Annotated in this window: 20 protein-coding genes; 18 read left to right on the forward strand and 2 right to left on the reverse strand. The window is 30.1% G+C overall.

Features of this window, described 5'->3' with window-relative positions; genetic code table 11:
* Positions 1-220: 220 nt before the first annotated feature.
* Genes FVE77_RS06155 through FVE77_RS06165 form a run of 3 tightly spaced genes read left to right on the forward strand, consistent with a single transcriptional unit; the run spans position 221 to position 2540 of the window.
* On the forward strand, positions 221-1552 hold the full coding sequence (locus FVE77_RS06155; protein WP_026746336.1) for an FAD-dependent oxidoreductase: 1332 nt from the start codon (positions 221-223) through the stop codon (positions 1550-1552).
* 25 nt (positions 1553-1577) lie between these two features.
* Positions 1578-1976: an OsmC family protein gene (locus FVE77_RS06160; protein ID WP_026746335.1), complete on the forward strand. Its 399-nt coding sequence runs from the start codon at positions 1578-1580 to the stop codon at positions 1974-1976.
* Positions 1977-1997: 21 nt separating this feature from the next.
* Positions 1998-2540, forward strand: coding sequence for a hypothetical protein (locus FVE77_RS06165; RefSeq protein WP_006804097.1), 543 nt, complete (start codon positions 1998-2000; stop codon positions 2538-2540).
* A 103-nt stretch (positions 2541-2643) separates the two neighbouring features.
* On the opposite strand, the gene FVE77_RS06170 is transcribed toward FVE77_RS06165, so the two are convergent.
* Positions 2644-3012: a hypothetical protein gene (locus FVE77_RS06170; protein ID WP_006804098.1), complete on the reverse strand. Its 369-nt coding sequence runs from the start codon at positions 3010-3012 to the stop codon at positions 2644-2646.
* A 105-nt stretch (positions 3013-3117) separates the two neighbouring features.
* The gene (locus tag FVE77_RS06175) at positions 3118-4029 is read right to left on the reverse strand and encodes a toxin-antitoxin system YwqK family antitoxin (protein ID WP_026746334.1); all 912 of its coding nucleotides are present in this window, start codon (positions 4027-4029) and stop codon (positions 3118-3120) included.
* 191 nt (positions 4030-4220) lie between these two features.
* On the opposite strand from FVE77_RS06175, the gene FVE77_RS06180 reads away from it, so the two are divergent.
* From FVE77_RS06180 to FVE77_RS06250, 15 genes are all read left to right on the forward strand, one after another.
* Positions 4221-5087 (forward strand): hypothetical protein, encoded by an 867-nt coding sequence (locus FVE77_RS06180; RefSeq protein WP_026746333.1) that lies wholly within the window; start codon positions 4221-4223, stop codon positions 5085-5087.
* 19 nt (positions 5088-5106) lie between these two features.
* Positions 5107-5934: a hypothetical protein gene (locus FVE77_RS06185; protein ID WP_026746332.1), complete on the forward strand. Its 828-nt coding sequence runs from the start codon at positions 5107-5109 to the stop codon at positions 5932-5934.
* A 25-nt stretch (positions 5935-5959) separates the two neighbouring features.
* Positions 5960-6754 carry a hypothetical protein gene (locus FVE77_RS06190; protein WP_026746331.1) on the forward strand — a complete coding sequence of 265 codons (795 nt, stop codon included), beginning with the start codon at positions 5960-5962 and terminating at the stop codon, positions 6752-6754.
* Between the two features lie 27 nt (positions 6755-6781).
* Positions 6782-7693 carry a hypothetical protein gene (locus tag FVE77_RS06195; protein ID WP_026746330.1) on the forward strand — a complete coding sequence of 304 codons (912 nt, stop codon included), beginning with the start codon at positions 6782-6784 and terminating at the stop codon, positions 7691-7693.
* Between the two features lie 61 nt (positions 7694-7754).
* Positions 7755-8660, forward strand: coding sequence for a hypothetical protein (locus tag FVE77_RS06200; protein WP_026746329.1), 906 nt, complete (start codon positions 7755-7757; stop codon positions 8658-8660).
* A gap of 402 nt (positions 8661-9062) precedes the next feature.
* Positions 9063-11039 carry a tetratricopeptide repeat protein gene (locus FVE77_RS06205; protein ID WP_026746328.1) on the forward strand — a complete coding sequence of 659 codons (1977 nt, stop codon included), beginning with the start codon at positions 9063-9065 and terminating at the stop codon, positions 11037-11039.
* Positions 11040-11042: 3 nt separating this feature from the next.
* Entirely contained in the window at positions 11043-11732 is a 690-nt protein-coding gene (locus FVE77_RS06210) for a hypothetical protein (RefSeq protein WP_026746327.1), read from the forward strand.
* 1 nt (position 11733) lies between these two features.
* Positions 11734-12690, forward strand: a complete 957-nt coding sequence (locus FVE77_RS06215; protein ID WP_036088073.1) for an N-acetylmuramoyl-L-alanine amidase — start codon at positions 11734-11736, stop codon at positions 12688-12690.
* Between the two features lie 45 nt (positions 12691-12735).
* The gene (locus FVE77_RS06220) at positions 12736-13941 is read left to right on the forward strand and encodes a pyridoxal phosphate-dependent aminotransferase (protein ID WP_026746325.1); all 1206 of its coding nucleotides are present in this window, start codon (positions 12736-12738) and stop codon (positions 13939-13941) included.
* Between the two features lie 261 nt (positions 13942-14202).
* Positions 14203-14955 carry an epoxyqueuosine reductase QueH gene (locus tag FVE77_RS06225; RefSeq protein WP_081690319.1) on the forward strand — a complete coding sequence of 251 codons (753 nt, stop codon included), beginning with the start codon at positions 14203-14205 and terminating at the stop codon, positions 14953-14955.
* A gap of 375 nt (positions 14956-15330) precedes the next feature.
* The gene (locus FVE77_RS06230) at positions 15331-15882 is read left to right on the forward strand and encodes a type III toxin-antitoxin system ToxN/AbiQ family toxin (RefSeq protein ID WP_051254495.1); all 552 of its coding nucleotides are present in this window, start codon (positions 15331-15333) and stop codon (positions 15880-15882) included.
* Positions 15883-15989: 107 nt separating this feature from the next.
* Positions 15990-16676, forward strand: coding sequence for a response regulator transcription factor (locus tag FVE77_RS06235; protein ID WP_026746323.1), 687 nt, complete (start codon positions 15990-15992; stop codon positions 16674-16676).
* Positions 16669-18087 (forward strand): HAMP domain-containing sensor histidine kinase, encoded by a 1419-nt coding sequence (locus FVE77_RS06240; protein WP_026746322.1) that lies wholly within the window; start codon positions 16669-16671, stop codon positions 18085-18087. The genes FVE77_RS06235 and FVE77_RS06240 overlap by 8 nt, the downstream gene beginning before the upstream one ends.
* Before the next feature lie 166 nt (positions 18088-18253).
* Entirely contained in the window at positions 18254-18976 is a 723-nt protein-coding gene (locus tag FVE77_RS06245; RefSeq protein WP_026746321.1) for a PepSY domain-containing protein, read from the forward strand.
* Between the two features lie 115 nt (positions 18977-19091).
* Positions 19092-20312 (forward strand): hypothetical protein, encoded by a 1221-nt coding sequence (locus tag FVE77_RS06250; RefSeq protein ID WP_026746320.1) that lies wholly within the window; start codon positions 19092-19094, stop codon positions 20310-20312.
* Positions 20313-20462: the final 150 nt, after the last annotated feature.

The raw sequence follows: 20462 nt of genomic DNA on the forward strand, positions 1-20462 counted from the left end.
ATGATATTGTAAAAAATGACTTTAATTTCATAAATTTTAATTTCCGTTATTTATAATAGGAATAGTATAAATATAAATTTGTAAAAATTTCAAAATACTATTGATTTTTTTTTAAAATGTAGTATAATTAAATAGATTGGGAAAAAAATAATTTGATTTAACAATTATTATAAATTTTGTTTGAAATTAAAATATGAATATAGTGAAGGAGAGGAAATAGATGAAAGTAGTTGTAATTGGATGTACACACGCTGGTACGGCGGCAATCTTAAATTTGAGAAAGACAAATCCTGATGCGGAGATAACGGTATTTGAAAGAAATGACAATATTTCATTCTTGTCTTGTGGGATTGCTTTGTATGTAGGAGGAGTAGTAAAAGATCCTCAAGGGCTGTTTTACTGTTCACCTGAAAAATTAAGAGAATTAAACGTTGACACTAGAATGAGACATGAAGTAAAGAATGTTGATATTGAAGGTAAAAAAATAAGAGTTGTGAATTTGGAAACTGGAATTGAATTTAATGAAACTTTTGACAAATTAATCATTACATCTGGTTCCTGGCCTATTATTCCACCAATTGAAGGAATTGACTTGAATAATATTTTGCTTTGTAAAAATTACAATCATTCAAATGAAATTATTGAAAGAGCAAAATATTCACAAAAAGTTGTTGTTGTTGGAGCAGGATACATTGGAGTGGAACTTGTTGAAGCATTTAGAGATAATGGGAAAGAAGTTGTCCTAGTTGATGCAGAAGAAAGAATTTTGAGCAAATATTTTGACAAGGAATTTACAGATGTTGCTGAAGAATCGTTTAAACATAGAGGAATTGTAATTGCAACTGGAGAAAAAGTTGTTAAATTTGAAGGAAGCAATGGAAATGTAACAAAAGTAGTTACTGACAAAAATGAATATGAAGCTGACATGGTAATCATGTGTGTTGGATTCCTGCCAAGCACTTCATTGTTTAAAGGACAGCTTGAAATGCTTCCAAATGGAGCGATTAAAGTTGACGAATATATGAGAACAAGCAATAAAGACGTTATGGCTGCAGGAGACTGCTGTTCAGTATTCTACAATCCATTGCAAAAGGAAAGATATATTCCACTTGCAACAAATGCTGTAAGAATGGGAACATTGGCAGGTATAAACTTGCTTGAAAATAAGGTTAGACATCTTGGGACACAAGGTACTTCAGGAATTAAAATTTATGAAAACAATATGGCTGCAACTGGATTAACAGAGGACAGTGCAAAAGAAGAAGGAATAGAAGTGGAAAGCGTAATTGCAGTTGACAACTATCGTCCTGAATTTATGCCGACTTATGAAAAAGTAACCTTAAAAGTGGTATTTGAAAAAAATAGCAGAAGAATTTTAGGAGCACAGTTAACTTCTAAAATTGACTTAACACAATCAATCAACACATTGTCAGTATGTATTCAAAATAAAATGACTGTAGAAGAATTGGCATTTGTAGACTTCTTCTTCCAGCCTCATTATAACAAGCCTTGGAACTTCTTAAATTTAACAGGATTAAACGCTTTAAAATAGAATTTAAGATAATTAAGGGATAAAAATGGAAAAAATAATAGTAAAATATGACAAAAATTTTAGAATGAAAATCGAAAATAACAGAAATAGCGAGATTATTTTGACAGACCGTAATGGCGAAATGCTTTCTCCGTCAGAACTTCTCGCTGCCTCTGTAGCTTCATGTGCAATGACAGTTTTATCAATAAAATTGGAGGCTAATAACCAAAATTTTCAAAATTGCTATGCAGAAGTTGGAAAAACAGTCGATTTAACAACTTTTAAAGTTACAGAAATCAATATTGCATTTCATTTGAAAAAGGAATATAGTCAGGAAGTAAGAGAAAAAGCTGAAAAATCAGTAGAAGAAATGTGTGTAGTTGGCAGAAGTTTAAGTAAAGATGTGAGACAGAATTATTCTTTTATTTATGATGTTGAAAATTAAAACTGCATATAGGTGAGAAAAATGATATATGATATATTAGATTTTTTAGAAGAACTATTTTGGAAAGTAAGAGCTTACTACAGGAAAAGAAAAAGTACAGTTATAAGTATTTTTATTTTTATAATTTCAATTTATGCAGGAAGTTTAATTTATTTTCTAAAAGATGAGAGAATTAGGCTTGTAAAAGAAAATCGAAAATATAATTTCTGGTTTGTTCAGGATTTTGATTTCAAAAGAAAACTTTACGCAATGAATTATGGATTTTCACTTAATGAGACAGTTAGGCTATATCGTTTTAACTTTAAAAGACATTTAATCGGATGGAAATGGAAAATAGGCAGTAAAGATGTATTTTATGTTTTTATATTGCCATATAATAGAAAATACTTTTATGTTCCAGAAAGACAGATATTGTATTTGAAAAAAGTTGATTATTCAAAAGAATTTGAAAAAGAAGCTATAGATTATAAAAATATTGGAAAATTTCTTGAAGTAAAATTAGTGGAAGATGAAAAAGACAGAAAAATACGGAAATTTTTAAAATTTTTAGAAGAAAATAATTAAGAAAAAAGGAGAAATCTCACAAGATTAATCATGAGAGAACTCCTTTTTTGTTATATTAGCTTTTTAATTTTGAAAAAATTAAGATTATAATTGTAAATATTTACTACATTTTAAAATTTCCAGTTTCACCATTATTGGCTTTATCAATTAGAAAGTTTGACATTTCTTTAAATTCTGATACTGCTTTTGCATCTTTTCCTGTTACAGAACTTACATTTTGAGAATTTATAAGATTTCTTGAAATTTCAAGAGCTATATCCCTGAATGAGTTTTGGCTCATTGAGAATAATTCACCTTTCTGATTTTTTCTGTCATATTGGGCACCGATTATTTTTCCGTCCTTAACTGTTAATTTTACGAATGAATTCCAGTTGCCGTCGTACCTTTTTTCAACAGAATAAATACCATTTTTCAATGCTGAAAATCCTAAAATATTTACAAAAAGCATTAAAGCAAATAATATTTTTTTCATAATTAACACCACTTTTCTAAGTAAATTTTTTTCTTTTAAATCTCCTTTAAAACACTTGTTATATAATATATTATACCTTTAAAATTAAAATAAATCAAGCCTTTTTTAATAAAATCCCTGCGTATCAGTCAAATGTCCGTCTTTGTTATAGAAGTTCCAGTTTCCAGAAGCCTTGTAGTTTCTTAATGCCCCTTGAACTTTGATTTTTCCATTGTCATAATATTGCGTGAAATTTCCGTTTCCATTTACGAGCTTCATTTCACGTTCTTTCGCACCATTTCTTGAATAGCCAAGAATATCGGTAATTAAACCATTTTGATATGTTTCAATCAGTTTTTTTGTACCATTTTCATAGTTCCATGTCCATTGACCGTGTCTTAGATTACGTGAATAGTTTCCGTTGGAACGCAGAGTTCCGTTGGAATAATAGGATTTTGTCTCGCCGTTCAGCTGTCCGTTGGCGTAAGTGTTCTCATTTGTAACAATACCGTTTGAATATTTTATTTCCTTTCCGTGTCTGACGTTGTTTGAATACTGCATTGTAGAAACAAGCCTTCCAAATTCATCGAAATCATAGCTGTCGCCATTCAGCACGCCATTTTTATAACGTCTTAGCGTCTTCGAGTTTCCATTTCCGTAAAAGTCTACATCTTCGCCATCCCTTACGCCGTTTACATAATTTGTGGCTTTTAATATATTTCCATTTTCATAGTATAGAAACATAGGCCCGTGTAATTTTCCGTCCTGATAACTTCTTAGGGCCTGCACTCGTCCAACTTCATTAAATTCTGCATAAGTTCCTGTAAAGGGCTGACCAGTTTCCTTTAGAGTGGCAAAGCTGCCTGAAACAGTTACATTTGCAACAGTGCTGTAGGGTGAAGACAATGCACGTGCTGACTGAGCTGAATATTCACTAGCTCTTTTGGGGGAGATTTTTGGAATCGCCGCTGAAGATAAAATGCTTATGGATAAACATGAAATTAAGACTATCATTGATTTTTTAAATGATTTTAACATAATAAACTCTCCTTCTTTTTTAGATATCATTTTTATTATATCAATAATTCATTATATTTCTCTTAGAATAGTAAATTATATTTGTCTTAAATATTTTAGTGCTCTTTTTCATAAAAAAGTTTTTAAAAATAAATAAAGTATGCTATAATTTTTGATATGAAAAATAAAAATAGAAAAGGGAGGCAGTCCTGATGGATTTTAATAAATTAAGGAATGATTTGCAGAGCAAATATTTTTCAGCTTGGGAATACTTTAGCAACGGTTCCGCTCTTTTGAAAATATTTGTAAGAAATCATCCTGTATTGCTTTTTTTCCATTTGGTATTTTTGTTTTTTCTTGGAGTTGTAGTCCGGTTTCAAGGATCAGAAATACTTGCAGTAATGGAGAAGATTGTAGAAAAATATGGAAAAACTAAGATTGATTCCAATCAGTTTTTGAGAAGTAGGGAGTTTAATGAGCTGGTGTCAGAAGTGATGTTGTTTATACTGTGCTATATTATAGTCTGGCTCGTTGTTCAGTTTATACTTGCTATTATAAGAAAAAAAATGGGACTGGAAGTGGAAGGGCGGGAAAATGAATTTAGTTTAGTTGAAATTACCGTTAAATTTTTGGTAATGACATTTGTAAATATAATATTGGCAGTATTTCTAGTAATAGCAGGAATTATAATGATGATATTTACAAATTCAGTACTTCCATTTATAATTTTCTGGGCTATTCTGCAACTAAACCTTCTGTATTTTCAGCAGGCGTATTATCTCAGAAACATAAATATAGTCGAAGCGTTTAAATATAATTTATATATAAGCAGAGGAAACAGGATACGGATACTGCACGTATTATTAATAGTTTTTGCTGTATCTGCAGGATTTAATTATTTTTCAAGCTGGCTGTTTGAAGCTGCAGTTAAGGATCAGGTTGTACGAATGACAGTTAATGCCTTCTTTGGAGGAGTGGTTGGACTTTTTTATACGATTTTTGAAGCAATGGCAGGCAATCTTATTTACTTGAATTTAGAATACATAGACTTTAATACAGATAATGCCGTTCTTAGCTAAATCTGGAAGGAGAAAGAATATGGATTTTCAAAATTTGCGAGATAAATTGAGAGAGAAGAAGTTAAATCTGACAGAATATTTTAAAGAATCAAAAGAAGTCGTAAAAGTATTTTTAAAAGAAAATAAATTATGGACAGTATTTTTTATAATTGCAAACATTTGGATGCTGTTTTCGGCGACAATTCAGAAAAAATTAACTACGGAAAGTTATGTAAGACTGTATGATTCCTTTAGTTATTTAATTTCAATGTTAAATACAGTTGCATCAGTTTACAGCAATTTATTTTATACGGCTGCAATTATGAAAATTGGATTTAAAATTGAGAACAGGGAAGATGAATTTACATTCAAGAAACTATTTCTCAAATTTTTGATGCTTACTTTAGTGTATTTTGTAATTAGTGTGATATGCGGATTTTTAACTCTTCCAGCTGCAATTATATTGCTGTATTCTAATGCTAGTTTTCTAGGAATGATAATAGCTGGAATCATAATAATCGCCGTAATTGTCTTTGGGATAATAATGTTTCTTTATTTCATACAAATTTACTGTATTCGAAAAATGATGATATTTGATGTGTTCCAGTATAATTTAGAAATATCTGAGGGAAATAGAATGAGAGCAATTATTCCAATCATTATTTTTGTATTGTTAAATGCTATCCTTAGAGTACCATTTTCTTTACATCTTTTTGACAAGATACCATTAATTATAATTTTTCCGATATCTGTGATAGGTGGAATTATTTCAAGCTTTTTAGGAATATTTATATCAATAATGGGAGTTATAATTTTTTTGAATGTGGAGTATGATTATTTGAAAAAACAGAATAAAAATTTACAATAAATTTTGAAAGGAAATAGAATAAATTATGGATTTTAAAGATTTGCAGAAGGAACTGTTTGAACGGAAATTTAATGTGTTGGAATATTTTATGTGGATGTTTCGGATTTTGGGAGTTTTTATATGGGAAAATAAGTTATGGGTTACAGGCTTTGTACTTTCAAATATACTGATTGGAATAATGCCAGCGAATTTCGTAAAGAAATACTGGTTTATGAGTACAGTGCTAGTATATTATGGCAGAATTTTTATTTTCATTTCGTATGCTAAAGTGCTTCATCGGATAGAAAGTACAGAAAATGAATACAAGTTTACAAACCTGATTGTTAAATATTTAAAACTTTTGCTAGTGCTGATATTTTCTGTTCCTCTTTTACTTGTTTTGATAAAACAGCTAAAGTTTGTTACAAAAATAATTACAAAGAATCAGATTTTAAATGGGCAGATAATTGGGATGGTATTTGTAGTTCTGTCATTAATATTTATTCCCTACTTTACTCAGATATATGCAGGGCGAAATATGAAAATGTGGCAATCCTTAAAGTATAACTTTATGCTGGCAAGAAAAAGCAGGCTAAGAGTTGCAATTCCTATTATTATTCTGACTGTACTGAATAATTTGTTATTAATGATGAATTATTATCACAATAATTTCGGACAGCTTTATGCAAGAAACATTGTTACTTCGTTTGTAATAGTTATTTCAAGCATTTTTCAGGTTGTCATTGTAATAATGTATGTTGTTGTATTTTTGAACGTGGAGTACGATTATCTCAAATCACATAGAAAAGATACAGAAAAAATGATAGAAAATGAAATATGATTTCAGATTTAGGGAGGAGAAAAAATTATGGATTTTAAGAATTTACAGAAAGAGCTGTTTGAGAAAAAATTCAAGCTGGATGAGTACATGGGAAACACTTTTGATATATTTGGAAGCATTGTAAAGGAAAATAAGCTATGGATTGCGATTCTGGTAATATTGAATATATGGGCGCTATACTCGACCACATTGCAGAATACGATAAATACAAACATCAGGGTGGCGGCCAGCTATGGCGATGTCAGCAATATGGCAAGGTATTCGGGAATGCAGCTTAGCATTAGCCTTTTTAATACTGTTATATCAGTTTATTCAACATTATTTTCAATAATGATGTATTCAAAGGTTGTAATGAAAATAGAAGGCAGGGAAAATGAATACAGCTTTAAGGAGACGTTTTTCAAGTTCCTGAAGATTTTTGGGCTTACTATCGTGTTTCTTGCGGCATTTTTTATTGTGATGTTTATTCCTGTTTTAATCGGTATTTTCATAGGAATAATAGCTGAATATAATTATTCGAAAGTTCTTATGGCTGTTGCGATTGCGGTTCCAGTCATAACTTGGATAGTAATTGTAATTATAGCGTGGATAAAACTGCTGTATTTCAGGGAAACATTTTATATAAGAAATATGAAGATAGTACAGACGTACAAATATAATCTGGCTATATCAAAGGGGAACAAGTTGAGAAAAATTTTGCCAAATATTGTGCTTTCCCTTATAGTTCTAGTTTTTGCATTGCCATTTTTGCTGAATATGTTTCTTTTTACATTTCTTTTTACATCAGTTTACATTGTAATACTGATTGCTGTAATTTCCTCAGTTGCGACATCTGCAATCGGAATTGTTTCAATAATATTAAATTCGCTTATATTTTTAAATGTGGAATATAATTATTTAAAAAGCATAGATGAAAAAAAAGAAGAAATTCAAGCTTAAGGTTTGAAAAATTTTGTATCTTAGTGTATAATTATAAAAAAATAGAAAGGAAAAATAAATTATGTATTTAGAAAATTTAAGAGAAAAAATCTTTAAAAAAGATCTTGGAATTGGAGAAACTTTTAGTGCGGCACTTGATTTATTTAAGATAATTCTTAAAGAGAATAAGCTGCTTGCGTTTTTACAGTTTATTTTAATATTTATTCCGATTATAGGTTTTTATTTAGGTTACTTCTGGATTGTTATGCTGGCTCTTTCGGGTTATGTGCAGCTAATTCCTGTATTTATTTTATTAGGTTTTGGTTTGATGCTTGCATTTACAATAGTAAATAATTACTTTATAGCATATTTTTTAAGAAAAATTGCGTTAAAAGTGGAAGGAAGGGCAGACAAATTTTCAACAGAAGGAATTTTTATAAAGTCTCTTGTGATATTTGGAATAGGTGCTGGTTTAAGGATAATTTTATTTGTGCTGGAAAAATTCCCTTTCATAGGAACTTTTTTAGCCTTTTTAGCGAACGTAGCTATAATAATTGTTTTTATATGGGCCTTGCTTTACTTTTATGGCGTATACTATATTCGTAATTTCACTCTTTCAGAATCCTTGGACTACAGCTTAAAGCTATCTAAAGGAAATAGGCTAAAAATAATAATTCCTGGAATAATACTTGTAGTAGCGGTTGTTATAGCGAGTATAGTAGTTATCTTGCCACTTTCCGGAATCATAAGAAATGATTCTTTTGTTATGCTGGGCGTATTGCTGATAGTTACTGTTTTTTCGATAGTTCTTTGTTTATTTCTGTTATATTCTCAAGCTTTGCAAATTGTAGTTTATCTGAATGTTGAGAATAATTACTTGGAAAATGAAGAAAAAGACAGCAAATATAATTTTAAGAATAAAGAAGAAGTTAGCTATGAAAACAATCAAAACCTTAATAATTTTTTAGATAAAGATGATGAAAAGTAAAAATTTCTTAATTGTGGGATTTTAATAATCTCACTTTTTTTATTTTGTTTTTTGTCATTTCATTTAATTAGTCTGGAATAGATGTATTTTTTCATAAAAACTGCTATTTTAAATTTTTTTTATTCTAACTCCGTTGTGTTTTAAGAATATTTGTGATAAAATTAATATTGTTTAAAGAAGTTTAGTATAAATTAATGATTTTAGTAAAAATTTCTTAGTAAAAATAATATTAATTTTTTCAGTAAAATAAAAAAATTGTGAATGATTTTTAAATTAAGTATAGGATTAGCAAAAAATAATGATGTATTATTAAATAAATTATGCTATACTATTATATATTATGGAGATTTTATAGCCATAACAGGATAGGCTATAAGGATTACTTTTAAGATAGGAGGATGTATGGGGATTTTTGATTTTTTTAAATCTTCTGAAAAAAAAGAAAAGAAGAAAAACTATTCAGGTGGCGACGGCAGCCAGCAGCAAATTAGAAGAGAGATTTACGATATTGTAAACAATGAATCAGAAATTATGGAAAATGGCAGATATGACAATTATTCGGATGATTTTAAAGAAATTTCCTACTATGACGAGTTTGGGAAAGAATTTAAGATGCCCAAAAAAGAATGGCTTGATAAAAAACTGTATCCAGCCATAAGAAAAAACTGGAGCAACATGGAAGGGCTGTATCCTATAATTCAGGATGCCTTTTCAAAGGAGCTGTACCCTGAAATAAAGGAGGCTGTGCTTAGATTTTATGCGGCTGATGAAAATTTTGAGAGAAAGCTGGTTATGCTTGGGACTTATCACATAAAGACAGGTTCTTGCGAAAGTGCAGTCGAACTGTATGAAAAAAACTTGAATATAGACAATACGACAGAAGGGCTTTGTATAGCCTATGCTGAGGCATTGGAGCTTTGCGGCCGTATTGAGGAGAGCGAGAAGAAATATTATGAGGCGCTTGAAATCAATCCGAATTCGGCGACAGCGTTTAAAAGATACTTTGACATAGTAAAGAAAAGAAGTGTCAAGGAATATGAAAATAAGCTGGAAAAACTTTCGGAAATAAAGGGAAACTGGCGAGCCAAGATGATGCAGGCAATAGTTTACTTTAAAAAAGGGGATAAGGAAACTGGAAACTATTTCCTGATAACTGCATTAAAGGAATCTGGCTATAATTCAGAAGTGATGTATATCACATCAAGCATTTACATGCTAAACGAACTTTACGATGAGTTTAAGCAATATGTATTGGCATATTACAATCCTGAAAAGCATAACGTTTACACAGCGCTAAATGTATTGAAGTACTACAAGGTAAAGGGAATGTACAAGGAAGGGCTGGAGCTTTGCAAATTTACTTCTAAATTTCCATGGATAGAGCATTATAAGAAATTTATGCATTATGAGGACTATTTTTGGAAACTTAAAGTAAAAAAGGAAAATGGCGATGCAAAAGAGAACACAGCAAATCGCTTTTTTTCTACAAACAAGCCTATATGGTATTATGAGTTTAACCATCCGGAATTTATGCTGAATCAGAGCAGACGTGTAAAGCCTAATATTCTTATTCTTACATTGACATCAATTGGGGAAAAGTCCGAACTTGCTGAAAATCTGGCGGTTTCATTGCCACTGTATCTGAATGAGAATCTTCATTACAAGACAAACTTGAATTATCAGCTTGCAATAGCTTATAACAATGAAAGCCTGTTCGTTTCGAGAAAGCGTTACAGTACCGATTATATGAAGCTGATAAGACAGCAGAACAACAACTTGAATTTCGTTTTGGCAGGAAATATACTGAAAATGCCAAATGTTGAGAAATATGAAATTGAAATATATCTATATGATACGTTTAATGAGCAGAAATCAAGCCTAATTAACAAGATTTACGATGAAAATACGATTTATAATGTTCAGAATGATTTGCTTAAAGCAGTGAGCGGATTCTTTGGAAGGGATTTTTCAATAAAATACGAAAAAAATATGGATAATCTTATACTGTTCTCTCCAAAAATGAAATTCCTCATACAGAGCAAGGCTCACAGGGAACACCAGTCATGGCGGTATAAGAAGCTTCTTTCAGATCAGATCGACGTAGTTCTTGAGGACAGGAATAATGACTTGAAGAAAATCAATCTTCTTGCACTGCTGTGTGAAATAAAACATACAAACAGTCAGCTTTTGAAGTTCCAGAAACCGCTCATTTACAGCATGAACATTCATGGAATCTTTGAAACCCAGACGTTAAAGATATTAGCTCCTATCATATTCAGAATATACGATGACGATGTAAACTTTCAGGCACATATAGAGGCATTGAATATAACAGATTCAAATTATCTTGGATGGATAAATAAATTTATGGGGGAATAGACTATGCTGTTTTATTATAAGAAAATATTTGGAGCAGTAATATCCTTTTTTTACATTCTTGTAAACTTCAATTTTTATAATTCAATTTTTCATGAATATGTAAATGACAGGATTTTTCACATAACGCTTTGGCTTGGAATAGTTGAGACGCTTTTCTGGATTATGCTCCTTTACTCAGTTTTCTATCTTGAAGACAGAAGCAGCGGTGCAAATGCCAAAAGTCAGCAAGAGGCTGAAAAGGGAGCGGCAAGGGATGTAAGGGATCTTTTGATATGTTTTGCCATATTCCTTCTGAGCTTGGCATGTGTAAATATTTCGCGTGTAATCTTGCAAAGTTCACCGTATATGAATGATACTGTTTCAAGTGTAAGTTCGTATGTGCTGTTTGTAGGCGGAACTAGAGTTCTGTTCATATTTGCCTCAATAGTATTTATTATTATTGCGATAAGCCGGAGAAGTATCCTGCTAATTATTATAGCGGTGCTGAATCTAGGAAATTCAGCAATGATATGGCTGGACTTTGACGCTAATATTACTGCGATTCTGCGAATTGTTATTGCTGTATTGGCAATTATTCATTATATATTTTTAAAAAATACTGTAAAATATACTTTTAGGGAAAATAATAATACGGAAATTGAGATGAAATCCAATAAAGAATTAAAATTAAATAAACAGGAGGATGAGAAATAAAATGAGAAAAAATAGGACAAAACTACTGTTTCTAGCATTGGCTCTGTCTGCTGGAAATGTATTGAATGCAAATAATCAGGATGTTTCAAAAGACGTGAAGAAACCACCGGTAGAAATACGTATTGAAAATGGAAGAGGAAAAGTTATAGAAAGGCCTGAAAACAATAATAGCGGAAATTCTGTCTCGGGCAGAGGAGGAATGCAGACAATAAGAAATTCGGCAGGATCAATAACTGTAGATTCGTCATATTCCTCAAAAGGGCAGAATTATAGACAGAGATTTATAATTCTTCACTATACAGCGATGGACAGGGACGGATCTTTAAGAGCATTGACAAACAATGAAGTAAGTGCTCATTACCTAATATCAAACCAGAAAAATGATCCAGTATTTTATTTAGTTGATGAAAACAGAAGGGCATGGCACGCGGGGGCAAGTGAATGGAAAACTAGCAAGAATTTGAATGACAGCTCAATCGGAATTGAAATTGTAAACAGCGGTAACGTAAGCGGAAGTTTTGAGCCGTTCAGAGATTTTCAAATTAAAGACGTGGCTGTCCTTGTAAAATATTTGGCAGATAAATACGAAATTCCCGCAACGAATATTTTGGGACATTCAGACATTGCTCCTCAAAGAAAGCCTGATCCAGGTCCATTATTCCCATGGGAAGAGCTTTATAGAAAATATAACTTAGGAATGTGGTATGACAATGATAGAAAATCTGCATTTGAGAATGAATATTCACTTTCATGGGCATCCTTGCCAGCCGCAACCGTACAAGCTGAATTAAGCAAGTTCGGATATTCCATAAGTACAACTGGAAGATGGGATGAGCAGACAAAGAATGTAATAAAAGTATTTCAGTATCATTTCAGACCATCTAAATACGATGGAAAGCTTGATTTAGAAACTTATGCCATCTTAAAGGCGTTAAATGAAAAATACAACAAGCAGTAGCTTGGCAATAAATTGGATATAGATAAATAAGGAAGGAATTACAGAATGAAAAAATTTTCAAAAAGAGTTTTAAACATGCACTATTCACCAATTAGAAAATTAGTGCCGTATATTGATGAAGCAAAGAAATCCGGTGTGAAAGTGTATCAACTGCATATAGGACAGCCAGATGTAGAAACGCCGGATACATTCTTTGAAGGATTAAACAACTATAAGGAAAAAATCGTTAAATATACAAATTCGGCAGGAATCATTGAATTGAGGGAATCATTTTCAAAATCTTATGAAAAAGTGGGAATTGATATTTTGCCTGAGGATATATTGATTACTCAAGGTGGAAGCGAGGCTATTCAAATTACATTGCAGACAATTTGCAATCCAGGAGATGAAGTTTTAGTCCCTGAACCATATTACACAAATTATGACAGTTTTTTGAGAATTGCCGACGCAAAATTAGTTCCAATTGAAACTTCTATTGAAAATCATTATCATTTGCCGGAAAAGGAAGAAATTGAAAAATTAATCACTCCAAAAACAAAGGCAATAATGTTTTCAAATCCAAGCAATCCTACTGGAATTGTTTTCAAAACAGAAGAAATGGAATTAATTAGGGATATTGCGATAAAACATGATTTATATATTATTACTGATGAAGTTTACAGGCAGTTTATTTACGATGAAGAAATTGAGAAAAGTTATCAGTCGTTTATGTCAATCAAAGAAATTGAAGAGAGAGTGATTTTAGTTGACAGTATTTCAAAACACTATAGTGCATGTGGGGCAAGAATAGGAGTTATTGCTTCTAAAAATAAAGACTTTTTAGCACAAGCCCTAAAATTCTGTCAGGCAAGACTATCAGTATCGACAATTGAGCAATATGCAAGTACAAACTTAATTAATACGTTAGATACTTACATTGACAATACAAAATTAGAATACAAAGTAAGACGTGATATGATTTATAATAATATCATAAAAATACCAGGAGTTGTAACATATAAGCCAAGCAGCGCATTATACTTAATCGCAGAACTTCCAGTAGATGATATTGAAAAATTTGCAATCTGGCTATTGACTGAATTTAGATATGAAAATCAAACATTATCGTTTGCACCAGGGCCTGGATTTTATACAACGCCAGGAAAAGGTACAAAGGAAGCTAGATTTTCGTTTTGTACACATAACTTGATTGAAATTGAAAATGGAATGAAAGTGTTGAAAAAGGCACTGGAAGAGTATAATAAAAAATAGTTTTTAAAATTTTAGTAGACTTGTTTAATAATTCAAAACGCTTGATTATGTAGACAAGTCTAATTTTATAATCTAGCAGAAAGTAAAATTTATGATTGTTTAATACTATTTCCCATTTAAATAGTAGAAATCATGAAATTCATAAAATTAAAGCATTTTTTTGACAAGGCTATTAAATTAATTATTATAGAATTTTATTATTATTTTTTAAATGGGGTTTAGTATAAATATATAAAAAAATTTGGGAGAGAAAATAATTTAATGAAAAATATTGGAAATATTGAACAATTGGAAAGTACAAAAAATACGGAAAGCTATATTGAAAGGGATATAAAAAATGCAAAGGAAATTCTGGAAAGAATGAATCCTAATCAGAAAATCAATTATCATACGATTTTGACAAAACTGATTTCAGATTGGAAAAATAAGGATATTCGTCCTAAAATATTGATTCATAGCTGCTGTGCGCCTTGCAGTACTTATACGCTGGAATTTTTAACGCAATATGCAGACGTGACCGTTCTGTTTGCAAATAATAACATCCATCCAAAAGCAGAATATGTAAAAAGGGCCTTAGTGCAGGAGGAATTTATTAGGAAATTCAACGAGCGTACTGGAAATAATGTTGGATTTATTGAAGATGAATATAAGCCGATGGATTTTTATAAGGCTGTGAAAGGACTGGAAAATGAAAAGGAAGGTGGAGCAAGATGTACAGCCTGTTTTCAGATGAGGCTTGACATTGTGGCAAAAAAGGCTCAGGAATTGGGGTTTGACTATTTTGGAAGTGCCTTGACGTTAAGTCCGCATAAGAACAGCCAGCTGATAAACACGTTGGGACTGGAAATTCAGGAAATTTTTGATGTAAAATACCTGCCATCTGACTTTAAGAAAAATAACGGATACAAACGTTCAGTTGATATGTGTGCAGAATATGATGTGTATAGGCAATGTTACTGTGGCTGCGTATTTGCCGCGATGGATCAAGGGATTGATTTGAACGAGTATAAATAGAAGATGGAGAAATTAAAAAAATTGATTTATTAAGAAACAGTGAGAAAATTAAAAATTTACCTTGAAAAATAAACGGAAATATAGTATAATTTTCTTAAAGAAATAATTGACAAAATTAGGTATTAAAAAATAGACCTTAAAGGAGCGAGAAGCCTAAATCTTCCTAAACGTAAGTTAGGTATTAAAAAATAGGCACGAATAGGAGCGAGAAGTCTAAATCTCCCTAAATGTAAATTTTAGGTATTAAAAAATAGGCACGAATAGGAGCGAGAAGTCTAAATCTCCCTAATTTTGTTTATTTTAGTTATAAAGTATTTTTAAAAGACGGTATAAATACAAAATATCGTCTTTTATTATTATAAAAGGAGGTTAATTATGAGAAAGAAAAAAGGAGAGGAGCTATATTTTGTAACTTTAACTTCTAGTTATTTAGCATACTTGGGTAGTTATGAAAGTAAAGTGTCAAAAAAAACAGACAGGCCTTTTATTGGAGTTATATTAAAAGTTGAAAATAGAGAATATTTTGCTCCGTTATCTTCTCCTAAAGAGAAACACAAAAAAATGAGAGAAACTATGGATATTATAAAAATAAAAAATGGAAAGTTGGGAGTAATAAATCTTAATAATATGATACCAGTTTTAAATCATTATAAATCAATGGTTAAAGTCAATTTGAGCATGTTGAAAAAAAGTGATAATATTAATGATAAAAAATATTATTTACTTTTAGACAAACAACTAAAATTTTGTAATGAAATCCATCAAGAAATTTTTGAAAAAGCTCAAATATTATATGATACATTTTCAAAAGATTTTTCAGAGTTAACAAAAATTGAAAGAAGAATGTATAGAAGAGTAAATAATTTTAAAGTATTGGAGCATGCTTCAAAAGAATTCGAGAAGGAATACATAACAGGATCACTTTAAAATCAAATTTAGAAAACAATTAATTTAATAGGCTGATATTAAATAAATTTTGAATAAATAAAAAATATTTAATTGGAAACAAAATAATGGGAACGAGGATTTGAAAAATGAGAATTTTGATAGTAGAAGACGAGAGAATGATAAATGATATTATAGCTAGAACGCTAAGAAAAGAGAATTATAGTGTTGATAGCTGTTTTGATGGGCAAGAGGCGTTAGATTATATTTTTTCTGCAGAATATGATGTGCTGATACTGGATATAATGCTTCCTAAACTAGATGGGTTTGAAGTGTTGAAGAAAATACGGAATAAGGGAATACAGACTCCTGTATTGTTTCTTACTGCGAGAGAAAGTGTTCAGGATAGGGTAAAAGGGCTGGATTATGGAGCTGATGATTATTTGGTAAAACCGTTTGATTTTGAAGAACTGCTTGCACGTATCCGTGTAATTCTTAGGAAAAATAGCATAAAGTCTGATTCAGTAGGAAATATTTTTAAAATAGCTAATCTTACAGTTGATTGCAATGAACATACTGTATTCAGAGATGAGAAGAGAATAAAGCTGTCACCAAAAGAATTTTCAATATTAGAATATATGATAAGAAACAAAAAAAGAGTTATCTCAAAAGATAAAATTGAACAGCATATTTACGATTTTGACTCTGAAATAAACAGTAATGTAATAGAAGTGCATGTAAGACTTTTAAGAAAAAAAATTGATACGGATTTTACGCCTAAATTAATTCATACTATAAGAGGTGTAGGATATGTCTTGAAGGAAGAAAATGAATAATAAAATTAGTTATAATAAAAAAAGAATTTCAATAAAAACCAAAATTACGTTATGGTATACAAGCATGATAATTATAATTGTGTTGTGCTTTTTGGGAGCTATGTTCTATATCAGTTCTATTGCTGTGAAAAATTCTGTTTATAAAAGGCTTGAAACAACAGTAGAGAAAATCAATAAGAGCATTGAACTTGAAAATGGGGAGTTAATAATTGACAATAATCTTAGCGTAATAACCGACGATATTTTTATTTCAATTTATGATAAAAATCTTAACTTTATATACGGAAATACAGATATTGATTTAGAAGTTTCTCAAAATTCTGATGAAAGCAATAAAGTAAAAATAGTAAAACAGAAAAATTCAAATTCAAAATGGTACGTTTATGATATAAGGAAAAATTTTATCGGACACGGAGAAATATTAATTAGAGGAATTACACCTTTTTCCAGCCTTGAAAAAAATATAGAACTAATTATTTTAATATTTATTATTATATTTCCATTCTTAATAATTGTTTCTATTTTAAGCGGAAAATTTATAACAAAAAAATCTTTTAGCCCAATTGAGCAAATAGTTAAAACGGTTAACAAAATTTCGAGAGGGGATGACCTTTCTCAAAGAATTAATTTACAAAGTGGAGAGAGGGAAATCTATGATTTGGCTGAAACTTTTAATCAGATGTTTAATCGCTTACAGGAGGCATTTGATAGAGAGGCTCAATTTACATCGGATGTGGCTCACGAATTAAGGACTCCGCTTTCAGCAATTCGTATGCAAAGTGAGTACAGCTTGAAATATTTGAACTTAAATGAAGAATCAGAAGATATATTAAAAAATATTTTGGAAAAATCTAAAAAAATGTCAAGGTTGATTTCTCAACTGCTTATGCTTGCCAGAATGGATAAAAAGAATCAAAAACTTAATATCGAGAATGAGAATTTGAATGAAATTATTCAGTTAGTTATCGAAATTGAAAGTAATTATGCTAAAGAAAAAAATATTAAAATTATTTACGATGAGAAAAATGATATTTTTGCAGATGTTGACAGGGATATGCTTACACGAGTTTTTATAAACCTTATTTCAAATGCAATTACTTATGGGAATGAAAATGGAACAATAAAAATAACTTTAGATAAAATAGAAAATGAATCTGAAAATACTGATTTGCAAAATTCAAAAATACAATGTAAAATTATTGATGACGGAATCGGAATTTCAAGTGAACATATTAATAAAATATGGAATCGCTTTTATCAGGTTGATTCTTCCCGTTCCAGCGATAATTCAGGACTTGGGCTTTCTATTGTGAAATGGATAATAGAAGAGCATAAGGGGACAATTATGGTAGAAAGTGAATTAGGGAAAGGGACAATTTTTACTTTTTATTTGCCTGAAAAAATTTTGTAGCATAAAATTAAAAAAATTATTTTGATTAATATTATAGTAAAACCACTTTAAAACCGAACTCAAAAGATGTGACTATTTAGTAAAACCCTTTGTTTATATAGTTTTTAATAGTTTAATTTTAAATGGGTTAGAGTGTAATAAAGATTTATTTATAGAAAGGAAAAAAATGAAAACATTAAAGAAAAAAGTAAAGCCGTTTCTAATTTTAACGATGATTCCTGCTGTATCTGGCATAAATTTATATTCTTCAGAAATAACGACTGTAACAATAAGAAACAATAGAGTGAAAATAAATTTGGAAAAAGCCAAAAAAATTGTTTTCGAACATTCTAAAGTGCATTCAAATAATGTAAAATTGACAAAGCTTATTTTGGAAAAAGAAAATAAGAAATATATTTATGCAATTGAATTTTATTATAAAAATAAAAGATATAGATATAATGTTGATGCAAATACAGGAAAAGTAATCACATATAGTTCTAGTGAAAGACTTGTATCTGATTCTCGTTGGAACATAGGAAGCGCTATAACATTGCCACCGAAAGAGGCGCCAATAGCAGTGCCGCCAGCACCATCACCAATAGAACAAAAGTCTGAGCCTGATGAATATGCCGATATGGAGAACAAGTTGGAATACAGCAAGAGAAGATACAGTGAGGAAGGTTCTGCTAAGCATGTTGAGAAAGAAAAAAATGTGGAAGAGATGATTTTAGGGAAACTGAAACGAAAAGTTTCTGAAAACCTTGAAAATGCTTCATTTGAAGAAATTATTCTTGTAGATGTTGAAAAATCAGTTTATAAAGGAATAATAAAAGCAAATTATACAGAATATTACTTTAGAGTTAATTTATCAACAGGCGAGGTTTTAAGCTGGAAATTAAAAAAATAAAATCAAAAAAAGTTTATTTCTTCTAAAAACTTTCAGTTAAATTTAAGGTTAATTTGCTAATATATACTTGAATCTTTTTAAATTTAAACATATCATAATATTTAAGGAAGATTTTATGATAAGAAAGTGGGTAATTATTATGGAAAAGAAATCAAGAAAATTATCAGCAATGGTTGTGGCAGGATTAATGCTCTGTGTTACAAATGTATTTTCTGTACCAGCAATAGAAATGGATTATACTTGTCCAATAGGAAAGGAGAAGTTTAGAAGCATTGATTATTCACCACAATGCCCAACTAATAAATTTGTAATGTTTAAGAATGAATTTACAAAAGAAGAGTTGAAAAAATATGAAAAAATAATAAACTCAAAAGAATACAAGGCTGTTCCCAAAACTTCGCCTAAAGAATATTATTTAGGAAGATTTTACGAAATGGCAGGAGGATTTTCAGATAAGGAAATAGGCGAAACATATTACAAAGCGTATAGAGCGCAAATTAATTGGAATTCTGAAAATATTGATATTTTAAAGGAAAGTTTGACAAAAGGTATAAGTTATCTTGAAAAATCTTTGCCTATGGAAAATAAAAGCGAATTTCCTTGGAAGCTAGCTTATTTATATATTAGTAACAAAGAATTTGATAAAGCAAATGCCTTAGTGGAAAAACAGGATAAGAACGTTCATTTGGAAAGAATAGCAAATTTTTACTACACTCTCTCTGATATAGAAAAATCTCAAATAAACTATTATGGTTATGACTATATGGATTTTAATAAGGAAAGTATTGATAAAAAAACAGAAAAAGAATTTAGAGAAAAAGCGTTGTATTATTTACAGGCAGTAATTAAGAAAAATAAAGGACATTATTCAGAGAAAGAACTTTTCAGACTGGTAGATTTATACAAATCTTTAGGAAATGAAAAGGCAATTGACGAAGTATTTTCTAAAGCGCCATCAGAATACTGGAGTTTGATTGTGTCATATTATTTAGACGAGCCTATAGGAAGTATTGGTGATGTCTATGATGAAAAAAAATTAGCGACGGAAGATAATTTGAAAAAAGCACTAAGCTATGCTGACAAATTAGTAAAAATGATTTCTAAAAATTCTAAGGATAGTATTGAAAAAAATCAATATAATCTATCTATAATTTTAAAAGCTGAAGCTGAGCGTCGTTTAGGAAAATTTGAAGAAGCGTCAAAAACTTTAAGTAAAATAAATATAACGGATATAAAAGATACTATTTACAGATATGATTTTGAAAGACTTAAGGAACTGACAGAGAAAAAAGATAGTAGTGTAAGAGAATACACTCCGTTACCAATTATGTATTAGTGCTATAAATCATAATAAAAACACTAAATTATCATAAACAAACTTAGGAGTAATAAAAAAACTGTATTTGAAATTTTCTTCATTTACAATTTTTTTATTGTATAGTAAAACTTCTTTAAAACAGAACTCAAAAACTGTGGCTATTTTACT

The sequence above is a fragment of the Leptotrichia hofstadii genome, from assembly GCF_007990525.1.
GTDB classification, from domain to species: Bacteria; Fusobacteriota; Fusobacteriia; order Fusobacteriales; family Leptotrichiaceae; genus Leptotrichia; species Leptotrichia hofstadii.

What these genes read in the sequence shown, in the direction of transcription:
- FVE77_RS06155 (WP_026746336.1), top strand. Translation starts at nt 221, where the DNA reads ATGAAAGTAGTTGTAATTGGATGTACACACGCTGGTACGGCGGCAATC.
- FVE77_RS06160 (WP_026746335.1), top strand. Translation starts at nt 1,578, where the DNA reads ATGGAAAAAATAATAGTAAAATATGACAAAAATTTTAGAATGAAAATC.
- FVE77_RS06165 (WP_006804097.1), top strand. Translation starts at nt 1,998, where the DNA reads ATGATATATGATATATTAGATTTTTTAGAAGAACTATTTTGGAAAGTA.
- FVE77_RS06170 (WP_006804098.1), bottom strand. Translation starts at nt 3,012, where the DNA reads ATGAAAAAAATATTATTTGCTTTAATGCTTTTTGTAAATATTTTAGGA.
- FVE77_RS06175 (WP_026746334.1), bottom strand. Translation starts at nt 4,029, where the DNA reads ATGTTAAAATCATTTAAAAAATCAATGATAGTCTTAATTTCATGTTTA.
- FVE77_RS06180 (WP_026746333.1), top strand. Translation starts at nt 4,221, where the DNA reads ATGGATTTTAATAAATTAAGGAATGATTTGCAGAGCAAATATTTTTCA.
- FVE77_RS06185 (WP_026746332.1), top strand. Translation starts at nt 5,107, where the DNA reads ATGGATTTTCAAAATTTGCGAGATAAATTGAGAGAGAAGAAGTTAAAT.
- FVE77_RS06190 (WP_026746331.1), top strand. Translation starts at nt 5,960, where the DNA reads ATGGATTTTAAAGATTTGCAGAAGGAACTGTTTGAACGGAAATTTAAT.
- FVE77_RS06195 (WP_026746330.1), top strand. Translation starts at nt 6,782, where the DNA reads ATGGATTTTAAGAATTTACAGAAAGAGCTGTTTGAGAAAAAATTCAAG.
- FVE77_RS06200 (WP_026746329.1), top strand. Translation starts at nt 7,755, where the DNA reads ATGTATTTAGAAAATTTAAGAGAAAAAATCTTTAAAAAAGATCTTGGA.
- FVE77_RS06205 (WP_026746328.1), top strand. Translation starts at nt 9,063, where the DNA reads ATGGGGATTTTTGATTTTTTTAAATCTTCTGAAAAAAAAGAAAAGAAG.
- FVE77_RS06210 (WP_026746327.1), top strand. Translation starts at nt 11,043, where the DNA reads ATGCTGTTTTATTATAAGAAAATATTTGGAGCAGTAATATCCTTTTTT.
- FVE77_RS06215 (WP_036088073.1), top strand. Translation starts at nt 11,734, where the DNA reads ATGAGAAAAAATAGGACAAAACTACTGTTTCTAGCATTGGCTCTGTCT.
- FVE77_RS06220 (WP_026746325.1), top strand. Translation starts at nt 12,736, where the DNA reads ATGAAAAAATTTTCAAAAAGAGTTTTAAACATGCACTATTCACCAATT.
- FVE77_RS06225 (WP_081690319.1), top strand. Translation starts at nt 14,203, where the DNA reads ATGAAAAATATTGGAAATATTGAACAATTGGAAAGTACAAAAAATACG.
- FVE77_RS06230 (WP_051254495.1), top strand. Translation starts at nt 15,331, where the DNA reads ATGAGAAAGAAAAAAGGAGAGGAGCTATATTTTGTAACTTTAACTTCT.
- FVE77_RS06235 (WP_026746323.1), top strand. Translation starts at nt 15,990, where the DNA reads ATGAGAATTTTGATAGTAGAAGACGAGAGAATGATAAATGATATTATA.
- FVE77_RS06240 (WP_026746322.1), top strand. Translation starts at nt 16,669, where the DNA reads ATGAATAATAAAATTAGTTATAATAAAAAAAGAATTTCAATAAAAACC.
- FVE77_RS06245 (WP_026746321.1), top strand. Translation starts at nt 18,254, where the DNA reads ATGAAAACATTAAAGAAAAAAGTAAAGCCGTTTCTAATTTTAACGATG.
- FVE77_RS06250 (WP_026746320.1), top strand. Translation starts at nt 19,092, where the DNA reads ATGATAAGAAAGTGGGTAATTATTATGGAAAAGAAATCAAGAAAATTA.